Source organism: Rhizobium sp. TH2, from assembly GCF_024707525.1.
GTDB lineage: Bacteria > Pseudomonadota > Alphaproteobacteria > Rhizobiales > Rhizobiaceae > Rhizobium_E.
Map to the genome: position 1 here is coordinate 155,429 of NZ_CP062232.1, position 16,321 is coordinate 171,749.

13 protein-coding genes and 1 pseudogene are annotated in these 16,321 nt (G+C 61.4%); 8 read left to right on the plus strand and 6 right to left on the minus strand.

Annotated elements, in window-relative coordinates; translation table 11 throughout:
- The first annotated feature begins 182 nt into the window (after positions 1 to 182).
- On the plus strand, positions 183 to 3,032 hold the full coding sequence (locus IHQ71_RS29605) for a helix-turn-helix transcriptional regulator (protein WP_258163063.1): 2,850 nt from the start codon (positions 183 to 185) through the stop codon (positions 3,030 to 3,032).
- A 23-nt stretch (positions 3,033 to 3,055) separates the two neighbouring features.
- On the opposite strand, the pseudogene IHQ71_RS29610 reads toward IHQ71_RS29605, so the two are convergent.
- Positions 3,056 to 3,180: pseudogene (locus IHQ71_RS29610) on the minus strand (IS630 family transposase); the annotation flags it as partial.
- A 287-nt stretch (positions 3,181 to 3,467) separates the two neighbouring features.
- Here IHQ71_RS29610 and IHQ71_RS29615 point away from each other — a divergent pair.
- From IHQ71_RS29615 to IHQ71_RS29645, 7 genes are all read left to right on the plus strand, one after another.
- On the plus strand, positions 3,468 to 4,202 hold the full coding sequence (locus IHQ71_RS29615) for a GntR family transcriptional regulator (RefSeq protein ID WP_258163065.1): 735 nt from the start codon (positions 3,468 to 3,470) through the stop codon (positions 4,200 to 4,202).
- A 2-nt stretch (positions 4,203 to 4,204) separates the two neighbouring features.
- Complete coding sequence (locus tag IHQ71_RS29620) at positions 4,205 to 5,239, plus strand: ADP-ribosylglycohydrolase family protein (RefSeq protein WP_258163067.1); 1,035 nt, start codon at positions 4,205 to 4,207, stop codon at positions 5,237 to 5,239.
- The gene (locus tag IHQ71_RS29625; protein ID WP_258163069.1) at positions 5,232 to 6,185 is read left to right on the plus strand and encodes a PfkB family carbohydrate kinase; all 954 of its coding nucleotides are present in this window, start codon (positions 5,232 to 5,234) and stop codon (positions 6,183 to 6,185) included. The genes IHQ71_RS29620 and IHQ71_RS29625 overlap by 8 nt, the downstream gene beginning before the upstream one ends.
- 63 nt (positions 6,186 to 6,248) lie before the next feature.
- Positions 6,249 to 7,295: an ABC transporter substrate-binding protein gene (locus IHQ71_RS29630; protein WP_374990080.1), complete on the plus strand. Its 1,047-nt coding sequence runs from the start codon at positions 6,249 to 6,251 to the stop codon at positions 7,293 to 7,295.
- Positions 7,296 to 7,335: 40 nt separating this feature from the next.
- Positions 7,336 to 8,205: an ABC transporter permease gene (locus IHQ71_RS29635; RefSeq protein WP_258163070.1), complete on the plus strand. Its 870-nt coding sequence runs from the start codon at positions 7,336 to 7,338 to the stop codon at positions 8,203 to 8,205.
- A complete protein-coding gene (locus IHQ71_RS29640; protein ID WP_258163071.1) occupies positions 8,202 to 8,993 on the plus strand; it encodes an ABC transporter permease in 792 nt (263 codons plus the stop codon). The genes IHQ71_RS29635 and IHQ71_RS29640 overlap by 4 nt, the downstream gene beginning before the upstream one ends.
- Complete coding sequence (locus tag IHQ71_RS29645) at positions 8,993 to 10,045, plus strand: ABC transporter ATP-binding protein (RefSeq protein WP_258163076.1); 1,053 nt, start codon at positions 8,993 to 8,995, stop codon at positions 10,043 to 10,045. Before IHQ71_RS29640 ends, IHQ71_RS29645 begins: the two co-directional genes overlap by 1 nt.
- A 958-nt stretch (positions 10,046 to 11,003) precedes the next feature.
- Here IHQ71_RS29645 and IHQ71_RS29650 read toward each other — a convergent pair.
- The 5 genes from IHQ71_RS29650 to IHQ71_RS29670 all read right to left on the minus strand — a co-directional run bounded on the left by IHQ71_RS29650 (position 11,004) and on the right by IHQ71_RS29670 (position 16,139).
- Positions 11,004 to 11,789: an SDR family oxidoreductase gene (locus tag IHQ71_RS29650; RefSeq protein WP_258163077.1), complete on the minus strand. Its 786-nt coding sequence runs from the start codon at positions 11,787 to 11,789 to the stop codon at positions 11,004 to 11,006.
- 49 nt (positions 11,790 to 11,838) lie between these two features.
- Complete coding sequence (locus IHQ71_RS29655; RefSeq protein WP_258163078.1) at positions 11,839 to 12,789, minus strand: sugar-binding transcriptional regulator; 951 nt, start codon at positions 12,787 to 12,789, stop codon at positions 11,839 to 11,841.
- A 22-nt stretch (positions 12,790 to 12,811) separates the two neighbouring features.
- Positions 12,812 to 14,281: an FGGY family carbohydrate kinase gene (locus IHQ71_RS29660; protein WP_258163079.1), complete on the minus strand. Its 1,470-nt coding sequence runs from the start codon at positions 14,279 to 14,281 to the stop codon at positions 12,812 to 12,814.
- 89 nt (positions 14,282 to 14,370) lie between these two features.
- Positions 14,371 to 15,330: a transketolase family protein gene (locus IHQ71_RS29665; RefSeq protein ID WP_258163080.1), complete on the minus strand. Its 960-nt coding sequence runs from the start codon at positions 15,328 to 15,330 to the stop codon at positions 14,371 to 14,373.
- A complete protein-coding gene (locus IHQ71_RS29670) occupies positions 15,330 to 16,139 on the minus strand; it encodes a transketolase (protein ID WP_258163081.1) in 810 nt (269 codons plus the stop codon). The genes IHQ71_RS29665 and IHQ71_RS29670 overlap by 1 nt, the downstream gene beginning before the upstream one ends.
- Positions 16,140 to 16,321 lie beyond the last annotated feature (182 nt).

Genomic DNA, 16,321 nt, shown 5'->3' on the forward strand with positions numbered 1-16,321 from the left:
CGAGTTCGCACGTTATGGGTTGTTAGACGTCAATAGCTGCTGTTAGCACTGTATTTGCTTGGGGCTGGATGGGGGTGGTAGGCCCGCTTTCGTCGGTGCAAGATCGCGCCCGTCTTCCTCGATAGCATCGGCGAACCCCTTGGCGTATAAGAGCTTGGGTGGGGCTTGCTGCGGGTAACGTCATGATTGGAGCTGCGGGCGATACGGCTGACGAACTATCCTTCGGTCCCTTCAGTCTGAGTGTGAGCCAGCGCCTCCTTGCCAGGGAAGGGGTCTCGATCGAACTGGGCGCGCGCGCCATGGATTTGTTGATCGCGCTGACCTCTGCGCCCAACAAACTCATCAGCAAGCAAGACCTGATTTCGCGGGTATGGCCCGATGTCATCGTCGAGGAAGGCAGCCTGCGCTTTCACATGACGGGGCTGAGGAAGGCGCTGGGCGACGGCCAGGATGGAGCGCGCTACATAACGACCATCGCAGGCCGAGGCTATTGTTTCGTTGCGCCGATCACTCGGTCGAGAGCGCCGCCGACAATTCGGACAGACGGCGATTTCCGCCATGCCATTCTTCCAGGTCGCCTCGATCGAATGGTCGGCCGGGAGGAAGATGTCCTGCTGCTGTCCGACAAGCTGATGAAGTCACGCATGGTCACCATCGTCGGCGTCGGCGGTGTCGGAAAGACCACCGTCGCCACCGCGGTGGCACACCATGTCGCGCCAAGCTTCAACGGGGCTGTTTTATTCGCTGACTATGGCATGCTGAGCGATTCCGGTCTGGTCGCGGCCGGCATCGCCTCGATGCTCGGGCTGCCGGTCGGATCGAACGATGTGCGTCCCAGCCTGCTTGCCTATCTGTGCGACAAGCAGATTCTGCTGGTCCTCGATACGTGCGAGCACCTGATAGACGCAATTGCGGATCTCGTGGCAAATATAATCGACGCCGCGCCGCATGTGTATCTCCTCGCCACAAGCCGCGAGGCCCTGAGGATCGAAGCCGAAAGCGTTTACAGGCTCGACACGCTCGCCTGCCCACCGGATGATCCGGAAATTTCGACCGAAGCGATTTTGTCGTTTCCCGCAATCCAGCTGTTCATGGAGCGGGCTGCGGCCAGCGGAGCATCTCTCGATGTCAGCGACCGTGATGTCCGCGTCGTCGCGAGCATCTGCCGAAAGCTGGACGGCATGGCGCTTGCCCTGGAATTGGCCGCGCGACGGGTCGAGACCTATGGCCTGCTTGAGACCGCCAAGCTTCTCGATCGGCACCTGACATTGGGATGGGCGGGATCCCGGGCAGCGCCGCCGCGCCAAAAGACGCTCCAGGCCACGCTCGACTGGAGCTTCGGCCTTCTCACGGAGATGGAACGCGTCGTGCTTCGCAGGCTGGCGATCTTTGTCGGAGACTTCACGCTTGATGCGGCAATGGAGGTGTCTTCCACCCCGGATTTGAATCAGCTCGCCATCGTTGGCGCAATCGAAAGTCTCGTGGCAAAATCACTGCTTGCGACCCATCCGATCGGTGCGACGATGCGCTATCGGCTGCTGGATACGACACGCGCCTATGCACTTCAATCTCTGACGGATGAGGACCGTGCCGGAGTGGCTGCGCGCCACGCTGCGTACTATCAGCGTTGGCTGGAGCAATTCGGCTCTGATTGGCCGAGCCTGTCGACGGGTCTCGAGCGGGTGCCGCATTTCATCAGCATAAACAACGCTCGAGCGGCGTTGGAATGGTGTTTTGGGGAGAACGGCGATGTCAAGGTTGGCATCAGGCTGGCGGCGTCCGCAGTCCCGGTTTTTCAGGTGATGTCGCTTTTCCCCGAATGTCAGCGCTGGTCGGAGCGGGCGCTTCTCGCACTGGACGACGTCTCGCGAGGCAGCGTCGAGGAAATGCACCTTCAGGCCGGTCTGGGAATCTCCCTTATGTATCTGCAGGGTGGCCGCGACACCTCGCAAGTTGCCCTCAGCCGAGGGCTTGAGATCGCCGAGGAACGGGGCAACGCCCTCGATCAGTTGCGTATATTGGGGCCGTTGAACATGCTCAAGATGCGCACTGGCGACTTCAACGCCGCCCTTCACTACGCGCGGCGTTGTTCGGAAGTCGCCGCCACGATGACGGATGCTGCAACGGTCGAACTGGGGCATTTCTTTCTCGGCAATTCGCTGCATTTCACGGGCGATCTGGACGGTGCGCGCGTCGAACTTGAGGCGGCGGTGAAGGGTGCGTCAGGGCCAAAGCGGACGCCGGCGAGCTATGTCGGGTTCGAGGGAAAGCACCTGGCGGGCGGGATTCTCGCGCGGAACCTGTGGCTACAGGGTTATCCCATGCAAGCTGACATCCGTGCGCGCCAGACAATCCGCGACGCGGCGGAACTCGATCATTCGCTGACCCTGTGCATCGCATTGCTCGGGGGAATTGCCGTCTTCCTCTGGCGGGATGACCTTCGGAGCGCAGAAGAGCATATCGAATGGCTGATTTCGCGCGCCGGACTGCATTTTCTGTCGCCGTATGTCTCTGTTGCCCGAGGCTTCGAAGCAGAGGTCGCAATTCGCCGGGGCGATGTGAAACCTGGCCTGGAGACCTTGCGGCAATGTGTCGAAAAGCTTCACGCGGCAAACTACGACGTTTTCACCACCATGCTGGAGATCTCGATCGTCAACGGACTGGCGGCGATCGGTGAGATCGGGGAGGGCATGACGCGGATCAACCGAACGATCGACCTGGTCGAGAAAAACGGGGACCTCTGCTACATGCCGGAATTGTTGCGCATAAGAGGAAACCTCGTTCGGTCAATGCCGGCGGCTTCGGCCGACGATGCCGAGACCTGCTTCATGGGCGCACTGGCGTACAGCCGGAAAATTGGCGCACGTGCCTGGGAGCTACGAACTGCGACCGATCTCGCTACGCTCTGGCTCGGCGACGAAAGGGCGCGCGATGCGCGGGCACTGCTGCAGCCGGTGTTCGAACGGTTCGGCGAAGGCTTGGACACCGCGGACGTGATTGCCGCCGCACGGCTGATGGCCAAAATACATTGATCTTGTGCTAGAGCAGGTCCACTTTATTCGGGGTCATTTCCTGCGGCTGCGAAGCAATTCGCGCATTCCTGCGGCTCGAGAGTTTGACGATGTCACCAACTCTATCCCACAGGGCTTCGACGGAGCGTTCGGCCTTTGCCCTCAGATGTGTGTTTCGGCGCGACTCTTGACCCCACTACCGGCTCTGAACGTCGAGCCCTGCGGGCGCGAAAATAGCGACAGCTAAACAACGCCTTCGAGAGTGCAAACAGGGGTCAATCTTCGGAGCGAGCCGAAAGGGGTCAAAGTCCGGCGCCTATTCACACCTAAATCGCAGCCCCAAGGGTGCATCGGGTCCGCCCGGTTAGGCCTAAGGAACGTTCGCTCCCTTGACAGCGCGGATTTAATGGCCATGCTAGTGAACAGGATTGCACAGGTTGACTGAACAGGTCTCATATGGCAAGGCGAGCAAATCTCAAGACGCAATTGAAGCCGGGCGCTCCGAAGCCCGAGCAGATTGCGTCGGTGCTCGAGGACGAGATCCGATCCGGCGTGCTGGCCTTCGGCGATCGTCTGCAAAGTGAGAGCGAGCTGGTGCAGCGCTTCTCCGTCAGCCGCAACACGCTCCGCAAGGGCCTTGAGGAACTCAACAGCCGCGGCCTGATCACCACCAAAGTCGGCATCGGGTCATTCGTGACCTTCAATGGTCAGACGATCGACGACGCGAGCGGCTGGTCGAAGGCGCTCGCGGATGTTGGTGCCGAGACCGAAACACGGGCGTTGCGCATCGAGGTGATGGATGACGCCGAGCTTGCTGGCCTGTTGAGACTCACCGACACGTCGTTCATCGCGGTCGATCGCCTGCGCCTGCTGGTGGGCGACGGTACGCCGATCTCGATCGAGCGCAGCCGTCTGCCGCTTCTGCCGGAATTGGAGGATGTGCCGCTACGCGGCCTTCGCGCCGGCTCACTCCGTGAAACTCTTCGCGAGGCGGGGCTCGTACCCAGTCACGGCGAGGAGTGGGCAGACATCGAAATGCTGGGCGACAGCGATGCCGGCCTGCTCGACTGCGCCGCAGGTACTGCTTTCCTGCGCACACGACGGCTGACGCGCGGCGCCGACGGCCGACCGATCGAATATGTCACCAGCCTGCTCAATCCCGCCTTCTTCGCATTGCACCTGGAGTTCTAGGCATGACCGCGCCCTCCAAGATCATGTTCAATCGGGCGCTGGGCGCGCTTCTCGGCGGGGCGCTGGGCGACGCCATGGGCATGCCGACCCAGCTTCTGTCGCCTGCCGAGATCACGCGGAATTACGGCTTCGTTGATGATTTCATCGCTCCAATCGTCGATCATCCCGTCTCCCAAGGCCTGTCAGCAGGCACGATTACCGACGACACGGAGCAGACCTTGCTCCTGTCGTCGGTTCTTCTGGGCTCGCAAGGTGGCTTCGATCATCACGCCTGGGTCAAGGCGCTGATCGACTGGGAAGACGACATCAAGGTGCGGGGCGGTTATGATCTGCTCGGCCCGTCCACCAAGCGCGCGATCGATGCCATCAACAGCGGCAAATCGCCGGAAGAGGCGGGCCGTTACGGCGACACCAATGGCGCGGCGATGCGGATCGCGCCGGTCGGCATTATGGTTCGGCCCTCCGGCGATCTGGTGAAGCGGGTGGCCGAAACTTGCCGCGCGACGCACAATACCTCGATTGCCATTTCAGCCGCCTCAGCGGTGGCTGCGGTTATCAGCTACGGCATTCAAGGCGCGGATTGGCGGACGGCGCTTGGCTTTGCCGTCGATGCAGCCCGCGCCGGCGAACGCGAAGGACATTGGGTGGCGGGCGGCAGTGTCGCCGCACGCATCGAATGGGCGCTGGATCTCGTCGAAAATTGCAGCTTGGACGAAGGAATTGCGCGCGTCTTCGATCGTGTTGGCACAAGCGTTGCCTCGCAAGAATCCGTGCCGGCTGCCTTTGCCGTGCTGAAGCTCGCCAAGGGCGATGTCTGGCAGGCTGCGGTTATCGCCGCCAACTTGGGCGGCGACACCGACACGATTGGCGCGATTGCGGGTTCGATGGCCGGCGCCTGCGCGGGTTACGATAGCCTGCCCCAAGACAAGATCGCCCGCCTGGTCGGCATCGATCTTGACGAAACGAAGCGGCAGGCGAGGGCGCTGGTTGCCGCGCGGTCCGCCACGCTTTCGAGGCCGGAGGCGCTGCATGGCTAGTCCGCGCCTCATTCATATCGGCAGCGCCGTTGTCGATTTCATTTATCGGTTGGATCGTCTGCCTGCACCGGGCGATGACCTGACCGCATCCACCTTCGCGGCCTTGCCCGGCGGCGGCTTCAACATGATGGTCTCGGCCAAACGCAGCGGCATGCCGACTGCCTATGCCGGCAAGATTGGCGACGGGCTCTGTGGCGCGATGCTTGCCCAGGCTTTCAGGGCAGAGGGCATCGACTGTCTGCAGCCCGCGAGCCGCGGCATCGACAGCGGCACTTGCGTCGTCTTGGTCACGGAAGCCGATGCCGAGCGGACGTTCATATCGAAACCGGGCGCCGAAGGCGTGATCACGCCTGACGACTATCCCTTCATGCAGCCTGAACCGGGCGACTGGGTGTTCACGTCGGGCTATACCCTCGCCTATCCGGGCAGCCGCGACAGTCAGGCGGGTTTCATTGCTGGATTGCCAGCCGAAGCAATATTCGCCTTCGACCCAACCGGCATCGTGGCCGAGATTCCCGCCGATATCCTGAAATCGGTTCTCCGTCGGACAGACTGGCTCAGCCTCAATCGCAGCGAAGCGGCTGTGATTGCCGGTTCCGGTAATGACCACGAGCTCGCCGCACGGCTGCTGGCCGATCACTGTCCACATGCGAAGGGCGTCGTCATCCGCGCCGGTTCTGCCGGTGCATTGCTGGCGCTGCGGGCTGCAACGCCGTTTTTCGTGCCTGCCTTCAAAGTCGAGACGGTCGATACCAATGGCGCTGGCGACAGCCATGTCGGTGCCTTCATCGCGGCTCTCAGCCAGGGGCAGAAGCCGGCGGGTGCGCTACGCTATGCCAACGCGGCAGCGGCGATCTCGACCACGCGGCACGGCGGCTCGATGGCGCCGACCGCAGACGAAATCAAAGAATTCCTGACACGTGCCCGGGAAGAGAATTCCGCCTGACGCGGAGAAAGATGGGAACAAGGCACACGCAAAAGAGAGGAAATGATCATGAGCATGACGAGCATGATTGCTAAGATGACGACCGCCACTGCACTGACGTTGGTAATGATCGGCTCGGCGCTTGCCGCCGACGTCCATGTGCTGAACTGGAAGGGCTATGGCACCGATGAGCCATGGGCCGTCGAGGCCTTCGAAAAGGCCACCGGCAACAAGGTAGTCAACGACTATTTCAACTCCGAGCAGGAGATGCTGACCAAGCTCCGGACCAATCCGGGTCTCTACGACGTGGTGATGATCAACGCTGCCTTTACTGGCCAGGCGTTGAAGGAAGGCCTGATCCAGCCGGTCGATACCGCGAAGATCGCCAACTATGCCGATATCGGCGCCGAAAAGGCCAAGTCGCCGATGCTCAATAGCGACGGCAAGGTCTACGGCGTGCCGTGGGTCTGGGGCCTAACCTCGATCGCCGTCAACGACAAGGCCTTCGACAAGACGCCGACCTCCATCCAGGTCATGTGGGACGAGGCGCACAAGGGCAAGGTCGTGCTGCGTGACGATGCGCTCGAGGCCGTGCAGTTCGGTGCCATCGCCACCGGCCAGGATATCAACGACATCAAGGACCTCGATGCGGTCAAGGCCAAGCTGACCTCGCTGATGCCGCAGATCCGCACCTTCTGGAGCGCCGAGAACGACTGGAACCAGATGGTCGCCGGCAACCAGATCGACGTGGGCACCTATTGGAGCGGCTCGGCGGCGCGCGCCAAGAAGAACTTCAAGCTGCCGGTGACCTTCGTCGTACCGGAAGAAGGTGCCGTGGCGTGGCTCGATGCTTTCTCGATCCCCAAGGATTCCAAGAATGTCGCGGGCGCCGAAGCTTTCATCAATTACATGATCGACCCGTCCTTCTATGTCGAATGGGACAACAAGGTCGGCGCGCCGGTCTCCGCCAACACCAAGGCGGTCGCGGGCCTTCCGGAAGATGCTTTCAACCGTGTCGTTATGGGCGATCCCAAGGTCGCCGAGCGGATCAATTTCCAGGCGCCGGTCGATGATGCCACCCGCGAGAAGTACCTCGCGATTTGGCAAGAGTTGAAAGTCAACGTGAAGTGATCCGGCTGATATAGCGGACCAATCGGGCGGGAGGAGAGACATGGCAGAGGCAGTGCTCAATCCATCAAGATGGGGATTGCGCAAGGCCGTGCCTTTGCTTCTCCCCGCCTATCTCTGGCTGATCGTCGCAATCTTCCTGCCGCTCTCGGCCATGGTGTCTTTCAGCTTCTTGACCGACCTGCCGCTTTCGGGGCGGGAATGGAGCTTCACGACCGGCAATTACGAGGCCTTCTTCAGCACCAGCGTCTACGCCAAGCTGCTGCTGTCATCACTGCGGCTCGGGCTGGAGGTGACGTTCTGGTGCCTGGTGCTTGGTTTTCCCACTGCCTATGTGTTGGCCAAAGTATTCAAGGGCCGCAGCCGCGAGGCGATCTTCCTGCTGGTCATCTTGCCCTTCTGGAGCAACGGGCTGGTGCGCATCTTTTCCTGGGCGATGGTGCTGCGGGAAGGCGGTATTCTCGACACCGGCCTCAACGCCATCCTGCCGTTCAAGATCAATATCGATCTGATGTATTCCTATCCGGCCGTCATCATCGGGCTGGTCCATTCCTACGTGCCCTATATCGTGCTGACCTGTTATCTCAGCCTGCAGGCGATCGATGACAGCCTGATCGAGGCCGCGCGGTCGCTGGGTGCCTCGCGGCCGACCGTGTTGAGGCGCCTGATCCTGCCGTTGGCCGTGCCGGGCATCATTGCCGGCGCTGTGCTGGTCTTTGTGCCGGTCGTTGGTTCTTTCATGGAGCCGCGCATTCTCGGCGGTCGCACCGGTACGTTCTACGGAACTGTCATCGAGGACCAGTTCGTGGCGGTGTTCAACTGGCCGCTGGGTGCGGCGCTCTCCTTCATCCTGCTCGCCGTCGTGCTAGTCATCTTGGCCGCTGCCTCGCCCGTTCTGAGGAGGGTGCAATGAACCCGGTCACGCGCATTCTCAATCGTGTTGGACGGCTCTGGGTGGCGATGCTGCTCGCCTTTCTCTACCTGCCGATCATCATCATGGGGTTGATGTCGTTCAACGCCTCGCCCTTCTACCAATTGCCGCTTGAGTTCACGACGACCTGGTACGAGTCATTCCTGGCCAACGACCAGTTGATCGCCGCGACCTGGAATAGCCTGTTCATCGCGGTCATCACCACTGTCATCGCTTCCGTTCTCGGCACGGCGGCATCGCTGGCGCTGTTCCGTTATGAGTTCACCGGCAGGAAGGTGCTGCAGGCGCTGCTGCTGCCACCGATCGCCATTCCGTGGCTGATCACCGGCACCGCCATGCTGATCTTCTTCTTTGGTGTCGGCATCGGCCGTGGCCTGCATGCGATCATCCTCGGGCATGTCGCATTGGCACTGCCTTACGTGATCATCGTCGTCAACGCCCGGCTCAACACATTCGCACCGGAACTGGAAGAAGCGGCCCGCTCGCTCGGCGCCAGCCAATGGCAGGTAACGCGCCGCGTGACGCTGCCCTGGATCGCGCCCGGCATCATCGCCGGCGGCCTCTTTGCCTTCGCCGTGTCGTTCGACCAGTTCGTCGTGTCCTATTTCCTTGCGACGCCCGGACAGACGACGCTGCCGGTCGAGATCTATGCCGCCATCCGTAAGGGCTTCACGCCGGAGATCAACGCGGTCTCGACCATCATCATCGTGCTGTCGATGGCGCTGATGCTGTTTACCGCGCGCTTCTACAAATTCGGGGGAGACAAGTAATGGCAAGTGTCGAGGTCAGAAACCTCTCCCGCACATTCGGAGCGCACAAAGCGCTGGACGACGTCTCCGCCCGTTTCGATGACGGTGGTTTTTATGCGCTGCTCGGCCCATCGGGCTCCGGCAAGACGACGTTGCTCAGGATGATTGCCGGCTTCGACTATCCGGATGCCGGTCGGATCGAAATGGACGGCGAGAGCGTCGAGCGAATACCGCTGGAAAAACGCCAGATCGGTATGGTGTTCCAGAACTATGCGCTTTTCCCCAATATGTCCGTCGAGCAGAACATTGCGTTTGGCCTCGATGTGCGCGGCATCAAGGGCGCGGAGAGTGCGGCCAAGGTGCAGGCGGCACTCGATTTGGTGCAACTTGGCAAGCTTGGTGCCCGTCGTCCGCACCAGCTATCGGGCGGCCAGCGCCAGCGTGTGGCACTTGCCCGCGCCATCGTCATCAATCCGCGCGTGCTGCTGCTCGACGAGCCGCTCGGCGCGCTCGACAAGGCGCTGCGCGTCGACATGCAGATCGAACTCAAGCGGATCCAGCGCGAGATCGGCATCACCACCATCTTCGTTACCCACGACCAGGAAGAGGCGCTGACCATGGCCGACCGCATCGGCATTCTCAGGGATGGCCGGCTTGTGGAGGAGGGGACGCCCGAGGAAATCTACAATCATCCGAGATCGCTGTTTGCCGCGACCTTCCTGGGGGATGCGAACATTCTGTCGGGAATCTGGTCAGGCGACACGATGGTGATGGCCGATGGAACCGAGATCGGAGTATCCGGGGTAACTGACCGCAAGCCAGGAGAGGCAATGCAATGCGCCATCCGCCCTGAGCGCATGCGGCTTGAGTCAGGCACTGGCGCCCCTTCCGAGAACGCACTCACCGGCCGTGTGGTCAGGAAGATGTTCTCCGGCGTCAATTCCACATTCCATGTCGAGACGATTGGTCGCGAAATCCGAGTCGTGGTGCCGAATTCAACCGACACCCATCTTACAGACGGCGATCCTGTGACGGTAACTTGGTCGGCGCGCAGCACGTTCCCGGTGACCTGAGGCGTTTCAGGCAGAATGCGAATCCCAGAAGATTATCCGACCTGAGAGATAGGTGACCTTTATCGGAGACGCCGGCCGCGGCGGTGTCAGAAGCTGGCAGGGGAGGAGAGGCGTTCGAACTGGATCCACAAGACGCCTTGGCCGCGGAACTCGCGGCAATCGACGCCGTGCTTGCCAGCTCGGAGGCAGCATTGAGCGAAACGGCGGCACGGCGCCGCCCTAATTGGGACAATGTCCGCTGCTCTACGATCTCGAGCGGGTCGTGCTGGCGGAAAACGAGGGCCTGTCTCCGGTGCTGCGCGATGTAGTCCTCCTGGACGCCTGGAAATGTGCTCCAGGTGCTGGAGCATGCCCCGTGGCTTGGCCGGCTCCTGGCAGCTTCGGTTCTGCGCTCCGCCGGCTCAGCGGTCGCTGAAAGCTGCGGATGAGCTCACATATTTGCAGTCGAGCGTTACCTGCATTTTATCGCCCACGAACAACGTGCATGCGCCTGCAATCTCTCGGACACAGGCTGGCGATGGCCTCCGCCTCGTAGGCTCAGTCGGTGTGGTGCATTCTTAATCCGTGGGATGCCTGTTGAAGGCAGTGGAGTCATTGCCGAAAGATGTAACTATCGCGTATTATCCTTGCCTCCGCCAATCCGCCCTCCGGCATAGGGGAGCCGGGCGTTCCGCCCATCGGACCTGCGGTCGCCAATGCTATCTACAAAGCGCTGGGCAAGCGGTTCCGAGCGATGCCCTTCACCAAGACGCTGAATGCGTGATTCACATCGCCGGCCGGTTCGCCGGCCGGAGATGTCATCGACACATTGAGATTCAGAAATGAGGGCCGTCAGGGCGCGGATCTGCGGGAGGAGACTTACGTGGTCCACCTCGATTTGGCGGTGCTCTGGTCTTGCCTCATATGACAAAGAGGCCGGCTTAAGCGGCATCGCCGCGAGCCGAGTTTGGTGCCAAGCTCAAGACATGATCAACCCCCCATCGATGTTGATCGCCTGCCCGGTAATGTAGCCCGCATCTTCCGAAGCGAGAAACGCGACGAGGGCGCCGACCTCGGCGGGCGTGCCTGCGCGGCCCATGGGGATGCCCCGGACCCAATCGGCCATCAGTTCGCCCGGACCATATTCGCCGAGCATCTGACCCCAGACGCGGTCGTTATAGTCCCACATCTCCGTGTGGATGATCCCGGGGCAGATCGCGTTGGCGGTGATGCCTTCACGCGCCAGTTCCTTGGCAAGACTTTGCGTCAGGCCGACCACTCCGAACTTCGAGGCGGCATAGTGCGGGGTGTAGATGAAGCCTTGGCGCGCCTGGCCGGACGCGGTGTTGATCAGACGGCCCTTGGTGCCGCTGGCGCGGAAGCGGCGGATGGCCTCCTGGCAGCATAAAAAGACACCTTTGGTGTTCACGTCCAGATTCAGATCCCACTCGCGTTCCGTCAGGTCTTCGACCTTGGCGATTGTAATGACGCCCGCGTTCTGGACCGAGACCGAAATGGCTCCCAGCTCAGCCTCGGCTTTGCCGTAAGCTTCCCGCACGGCCTTGGCGTCGGTCACATCAAGGGTAAGCCCGATGACCTGTGAACCTGTGTCCTCGCCGAGCGCCGCGGCGGCCTCGGCTGTGTTGCTGTCGATCGCCGCTATGGCGACCTTGGCTCCCTCTTCGGCGAAGCGCTTGGCAATGCCGTGGCCGATGCCCTTGTTGCCTCCGGTGACAAAGACTGTCTGGCCTGCGAAACGTTTCATGGTCTTTCCTCCATAATGCGCAGCAGACAAAGACCAATCTCAAAGGAGGCTAGGCCGTCAGTCTGGCTGCGGTGAACTTGTCGGTAACAAGCACATCGATGACGCCCAGCTTCAGGGCGCCGGCGATGGCCTGGGTTTTCGATTCTCCGCCCGCCAACGCCATGACGCGGTCGGCTCTCCTGAGGTCTTCCAGTGAAATGCCGATAACCCGTTCATTGAGCGGCGATTCGACCAGCTTTCCGTCCTCGTCGTAAAACCGGTAGGAAATCTCGCCCACAGCGCCGGATTCGTTCAACATCGCCATCTCCTGCCGGGAGAAGACATTGCCGGAGCGGGCGAGAAGCTCGGACGGTTCCACCGCGCCGATGCCGATGATTGCCAGGCTCAACCGGCCGAACAGATCCATCGTTTCGCGCACGACGGGGTCGGCCAGCATGACGAGTTTTGCTTCGCGGGACGACGTGATGCCCTGAACCAGAAGCAGCCTCGGTTCGCCACCGGTGAGCCGGGCAAGGCGGGCCGTGAGCTGGGTCGCATGGGTCTGCACCGAGGCATCTCCCATGCCGCCCAGAATCTGCACGATGTATTTAGCCTTGGCGTTCTTGAAGGGGTGGATATTGTCCACCATGCGCAGGATGGTCTGGCTCCAGCTGGAGACGCCTACGATCTCGTCCTGTTGAAGGGTGACTTCCAGGAAATGCGCTGCTGCCTCGCCGATGCGAGCCATGATCGCGCCGTCCCGGTCTTCGGAGCAATCGATGACAATGGCTTCGGTCAGGCTGTAGCGCTCGCGCAACGCGGTTTCGAGCTCAGCAAAGGTTCCCGGCGGAGGAATAACCGTCGTGCGGACGATGTCTTCCTGCTCCGCCCGTTTCAGCATGCGCGAGACGGTCGCCTGCGACATATGCATGATCTCGGCAATCTCCGCCTGCCGTTTGCTCTCGACATGGTACATCTGTGCAACTCGGGCGATCAGCCGCAGCTCGTTGAGTCGTCCCATGGTTTCCTCCAAGTGTGAATTTTTATTCACTCATAGTTGAAGGATTCGGAAGGGTCGAGCGGTAGATTGCGTCTCGCCAGATCAGAAGCCGCGCCGCAATGTCGGAAGCCTGCGGGCGCAGGAGATTGCCGGGGCGCGGCAGGGCGGCGATGGCGGCAAGATCGGGCCAGACGCCCAGCGAGAGGCCGGCCAGATAGGCGGCACCAAGCGCGGAAGCCTCGGGCGCGTCGCATTGGATGATGGCGTGGTTCAGCGTATCCGCCACGCATTGCATCAGAAAGATATTCTTGCTCGGCCCGCCATCGGCGTAGAGGCGTCCAAGCGGTGCCGGCGACTGCGCGGACATCACCTTGAAAACGTCGTGGACCTGGAATGCCATCGAATCCGTCACTGCGCGGGCCATTTTGGCGCGTGTCGTGTTGAATGTGATACCGGAGAACAGTGCCCGGGCATCGGCCTGCCAGTAGGGAGCCCCAAGGCCCACAAAGGCCGGCACGAAGCCCGGTCCGCCCGGCTCGGCCGCCGCGGCGAGATCGGTTAGCTCCTGCACATCCGACAAGCCTAGCATCTCCGTCATCCAGGGCAGAGCCGCCGCCGAAACGAGAATGTTGCCCTCGAAGGCATAAGTCGGTTGGCCATGAATCGACCAGGCGATCGTTGTCGTGATGCCTTGCTGCGGCGCTATGAAGTGGGGAAGGGTCGTCATAACGGACGAGCCGGTTCCGAAGGTCACCTTGCCGTCGCCGGGACGGAAGGCGCCGTGTCCGAAGAGCGCGGCGTGGCTGTCGCCGATGGCCGAGGAAATCGGAATGCCATCTTCCAGGCCGGGCACGCTCCTGGTCGTTCCGAATCGCGCAGAACTATCGCGCACTTCGGGCAGGGCATTTTGTGGCACGCCGAACAGGTCGCAAAGCTCGTCGCTCCAGACTTGGCGGTTGAGATCGTAAAGCTGGCTGCGAGCGGCATTGGAGGCATCACAGGCATGGACCGCCCCACCAGTCAGGCAATGGATCAGCCAGGCGTCGATGGTGCCGAGCCGGACCGCCCGTCCAGTGGGGACACGATCGAGAAGCCACTTCATCTTCGGACCGGGAAACATCGGGTCGATGGGCAGGCCGGTCAGTGTCTGGACCCGCGGCGCATGGCCGGCAGCGATCAAGCTTGCGCAGTCCGGGGCGGTCCGGCGGCATTGCCAACTCACGACCGGGCCGAGAGGCTCGCCCGTGGCTGCATCCCAAATGGTGACGGACTCGCGCTGATTGGAGATCGCAAGTCCCAGAATGTCCGTCGTCGGTCCGGCTTGCAGGCAGGCGGCGATTGCCTCCTGCACCGATTGCCAGATGCGAAACGGGCTCTGTTCCACCCAGCCGGGTTGCGGGTGTTCGATGCCGACAGGCGACGAACCGCGCGCCAGTGTCTCTCCAGTCGTCGAAACGAGGACGGCCTTGGAGTTCGTGGTGCCCTGATCAATGGCGAGAATGGCGGTCGTCATGGCAGCTCCGGCAGGCGACAATAGGAGGCGCGGCGGAAGGGAGGCTTCGCCGCGCCCGGCACGTCATCCAGTCGCGCATAAAACGCGCATCAGGACTTCCGTGCAATGAGTGCAGTCGCCGCCTCGGCAATAGCGGCGGGTGACATGCCGAACTCGTCAAGCAGGAATTCAGCCGAGCCGGTAGGGGCAAAAATGCCGGGAACACCGAGTATCTTCATTGGCACGGGCGCTTCGGCCACCACGACTTCGGCGATCGCCGAGCCGAGACCGCCGAAGACGGAGTGTTCTTCCGCCGTCAGGATCGCACCGGTTTCGCGGGCCGCCGCCACGATTGCATCCATGTCGAGTGGGCGGACGGTCGCCATGTTGAGCACGCGCGCATCAATTCCCTTCTCGGCGAGAAGATCGGCCGCCTTCAAGATGCGATGGGTCAGGGTGCCGTTGGCGATCAGGGTAATCGCATCGCCATCGCGCAGCAGGTTTGCCTTCCCCAGTTCGAACTTGTGACCCGTGGGCAGTAGGTCCGGCACGCCCACGCGCGACAGTCGCAGGAAGACCGGCCCCTCATAAGCGGCCGCCCATTCCACGGCCGCAGCCGTTTCGATCGAATCGCAAGGCGCGATCACCGGCAGATTGGGCAGGACTCTCGTCCAGGCAAAGTCCTCGATGGAATGGTGGGTCGGGCCGAGCTCGCCATAAGCCATGCCGGACGAAATGCCGACGAGTTTGACGTTGGCATTGGAATAGGCGATGTCGGCCTTGATCTGCTCGAGAGACCGCCCGGTCAGGAAGCAGGCGGCGCCGCAGACGAAGGGCAGGAGGCCGCCATTCGCAAGGCCCGCGCCAACGCCCACCAAATTCTGTTCGGCGATGCCCACATTCACCAGCCTTTCCGGCCATTTGGATTTGAACCCACCCAGCTTCGACGAGCCGACGGAGTCGTTGCAGACCGCCACGATCCTGGAATTCTCTGCGCTCAGGCGTTCGAGCGTGGAAACGAAGGCGTCGCGGCAGTCATGCAACGTGGCGGAAGATGTCATGGCGTTCATCACAGGGCCTCCGAAAGCTCGCTCGTCGCGATCTTGTATTGCTCGGCATTCGGTACCTTGTGATGCCATTCGACTTTGTCCTGCATGAATGAGATGCCATGGCCCTTGTTGGTATGCGCAACGATACAATGCGGCCGGTTGCCACGCCATTCCAGCGCCGGAACGATTTCGTCCATGCTATTGCCGTTGATCTCGGTCACATCCCAGCCGAAGGCTTGGAGTTTGGCTGGGAAGGGGGCGAGGTTGTTGGTGTCCTTCAAGGTGGCGCCTTGCTGGAAGCGGTTGTGGTCTATGATCAGCGTCAGATTGTCCAAGCCGAACTGCGCAGCGCAGGAGATGGCCTCCCAGTTTGATCCTTCCTGCATCTCCCCGTCGCCGGTCATGACATAGGTGCGATAGCTGCCGCCGGTGAGCTTCGCGGCCTTGGCCATTCCCACCGCAACCGGCAGGCCGTGGCCGAGGGGCCCGGTATTGGTCTCGATGCCCGGAACCTTGGTGCAATTCGGATGTCCGTTCAGCCGCGAATGCGGCTTCAGGAATGTGCTGATTTCTTCCTCGGGCAGAAATCCACGCTTTGCAAGCGTCACATAAAGCGCGAGCGCGACATGCCCTTTCGAAAGCACGAAACGATCCCGACCCGGATGTTTCGGCTGATCGGGCCAGATGCGTAGCACCCGGAAATAGAGCGCGGTGAGAATGTCGATCGCGGACATCTCTCCGCCGATATGGCCGGCGCCTGCTTCGAAAACCGCCTGGAGATCGCGGAGTCGGATCTGTCGAGCGATACGGTCGAGATCGTTCGGCTGCATGAAACCCTCTTTGTGCATAAATATACAGTTGCACATATATTTGCACTAAGCGGCGGCAAGTCAAGCGAAAAGCCTGCCGATTGCGCTAATTATGCTGGAATAAAAATATTGACATGCGATGGAGCCATCATGTACGAATTTACAAACGGTATTGAATATTTATGCTAATCGCTGCTAGAGGA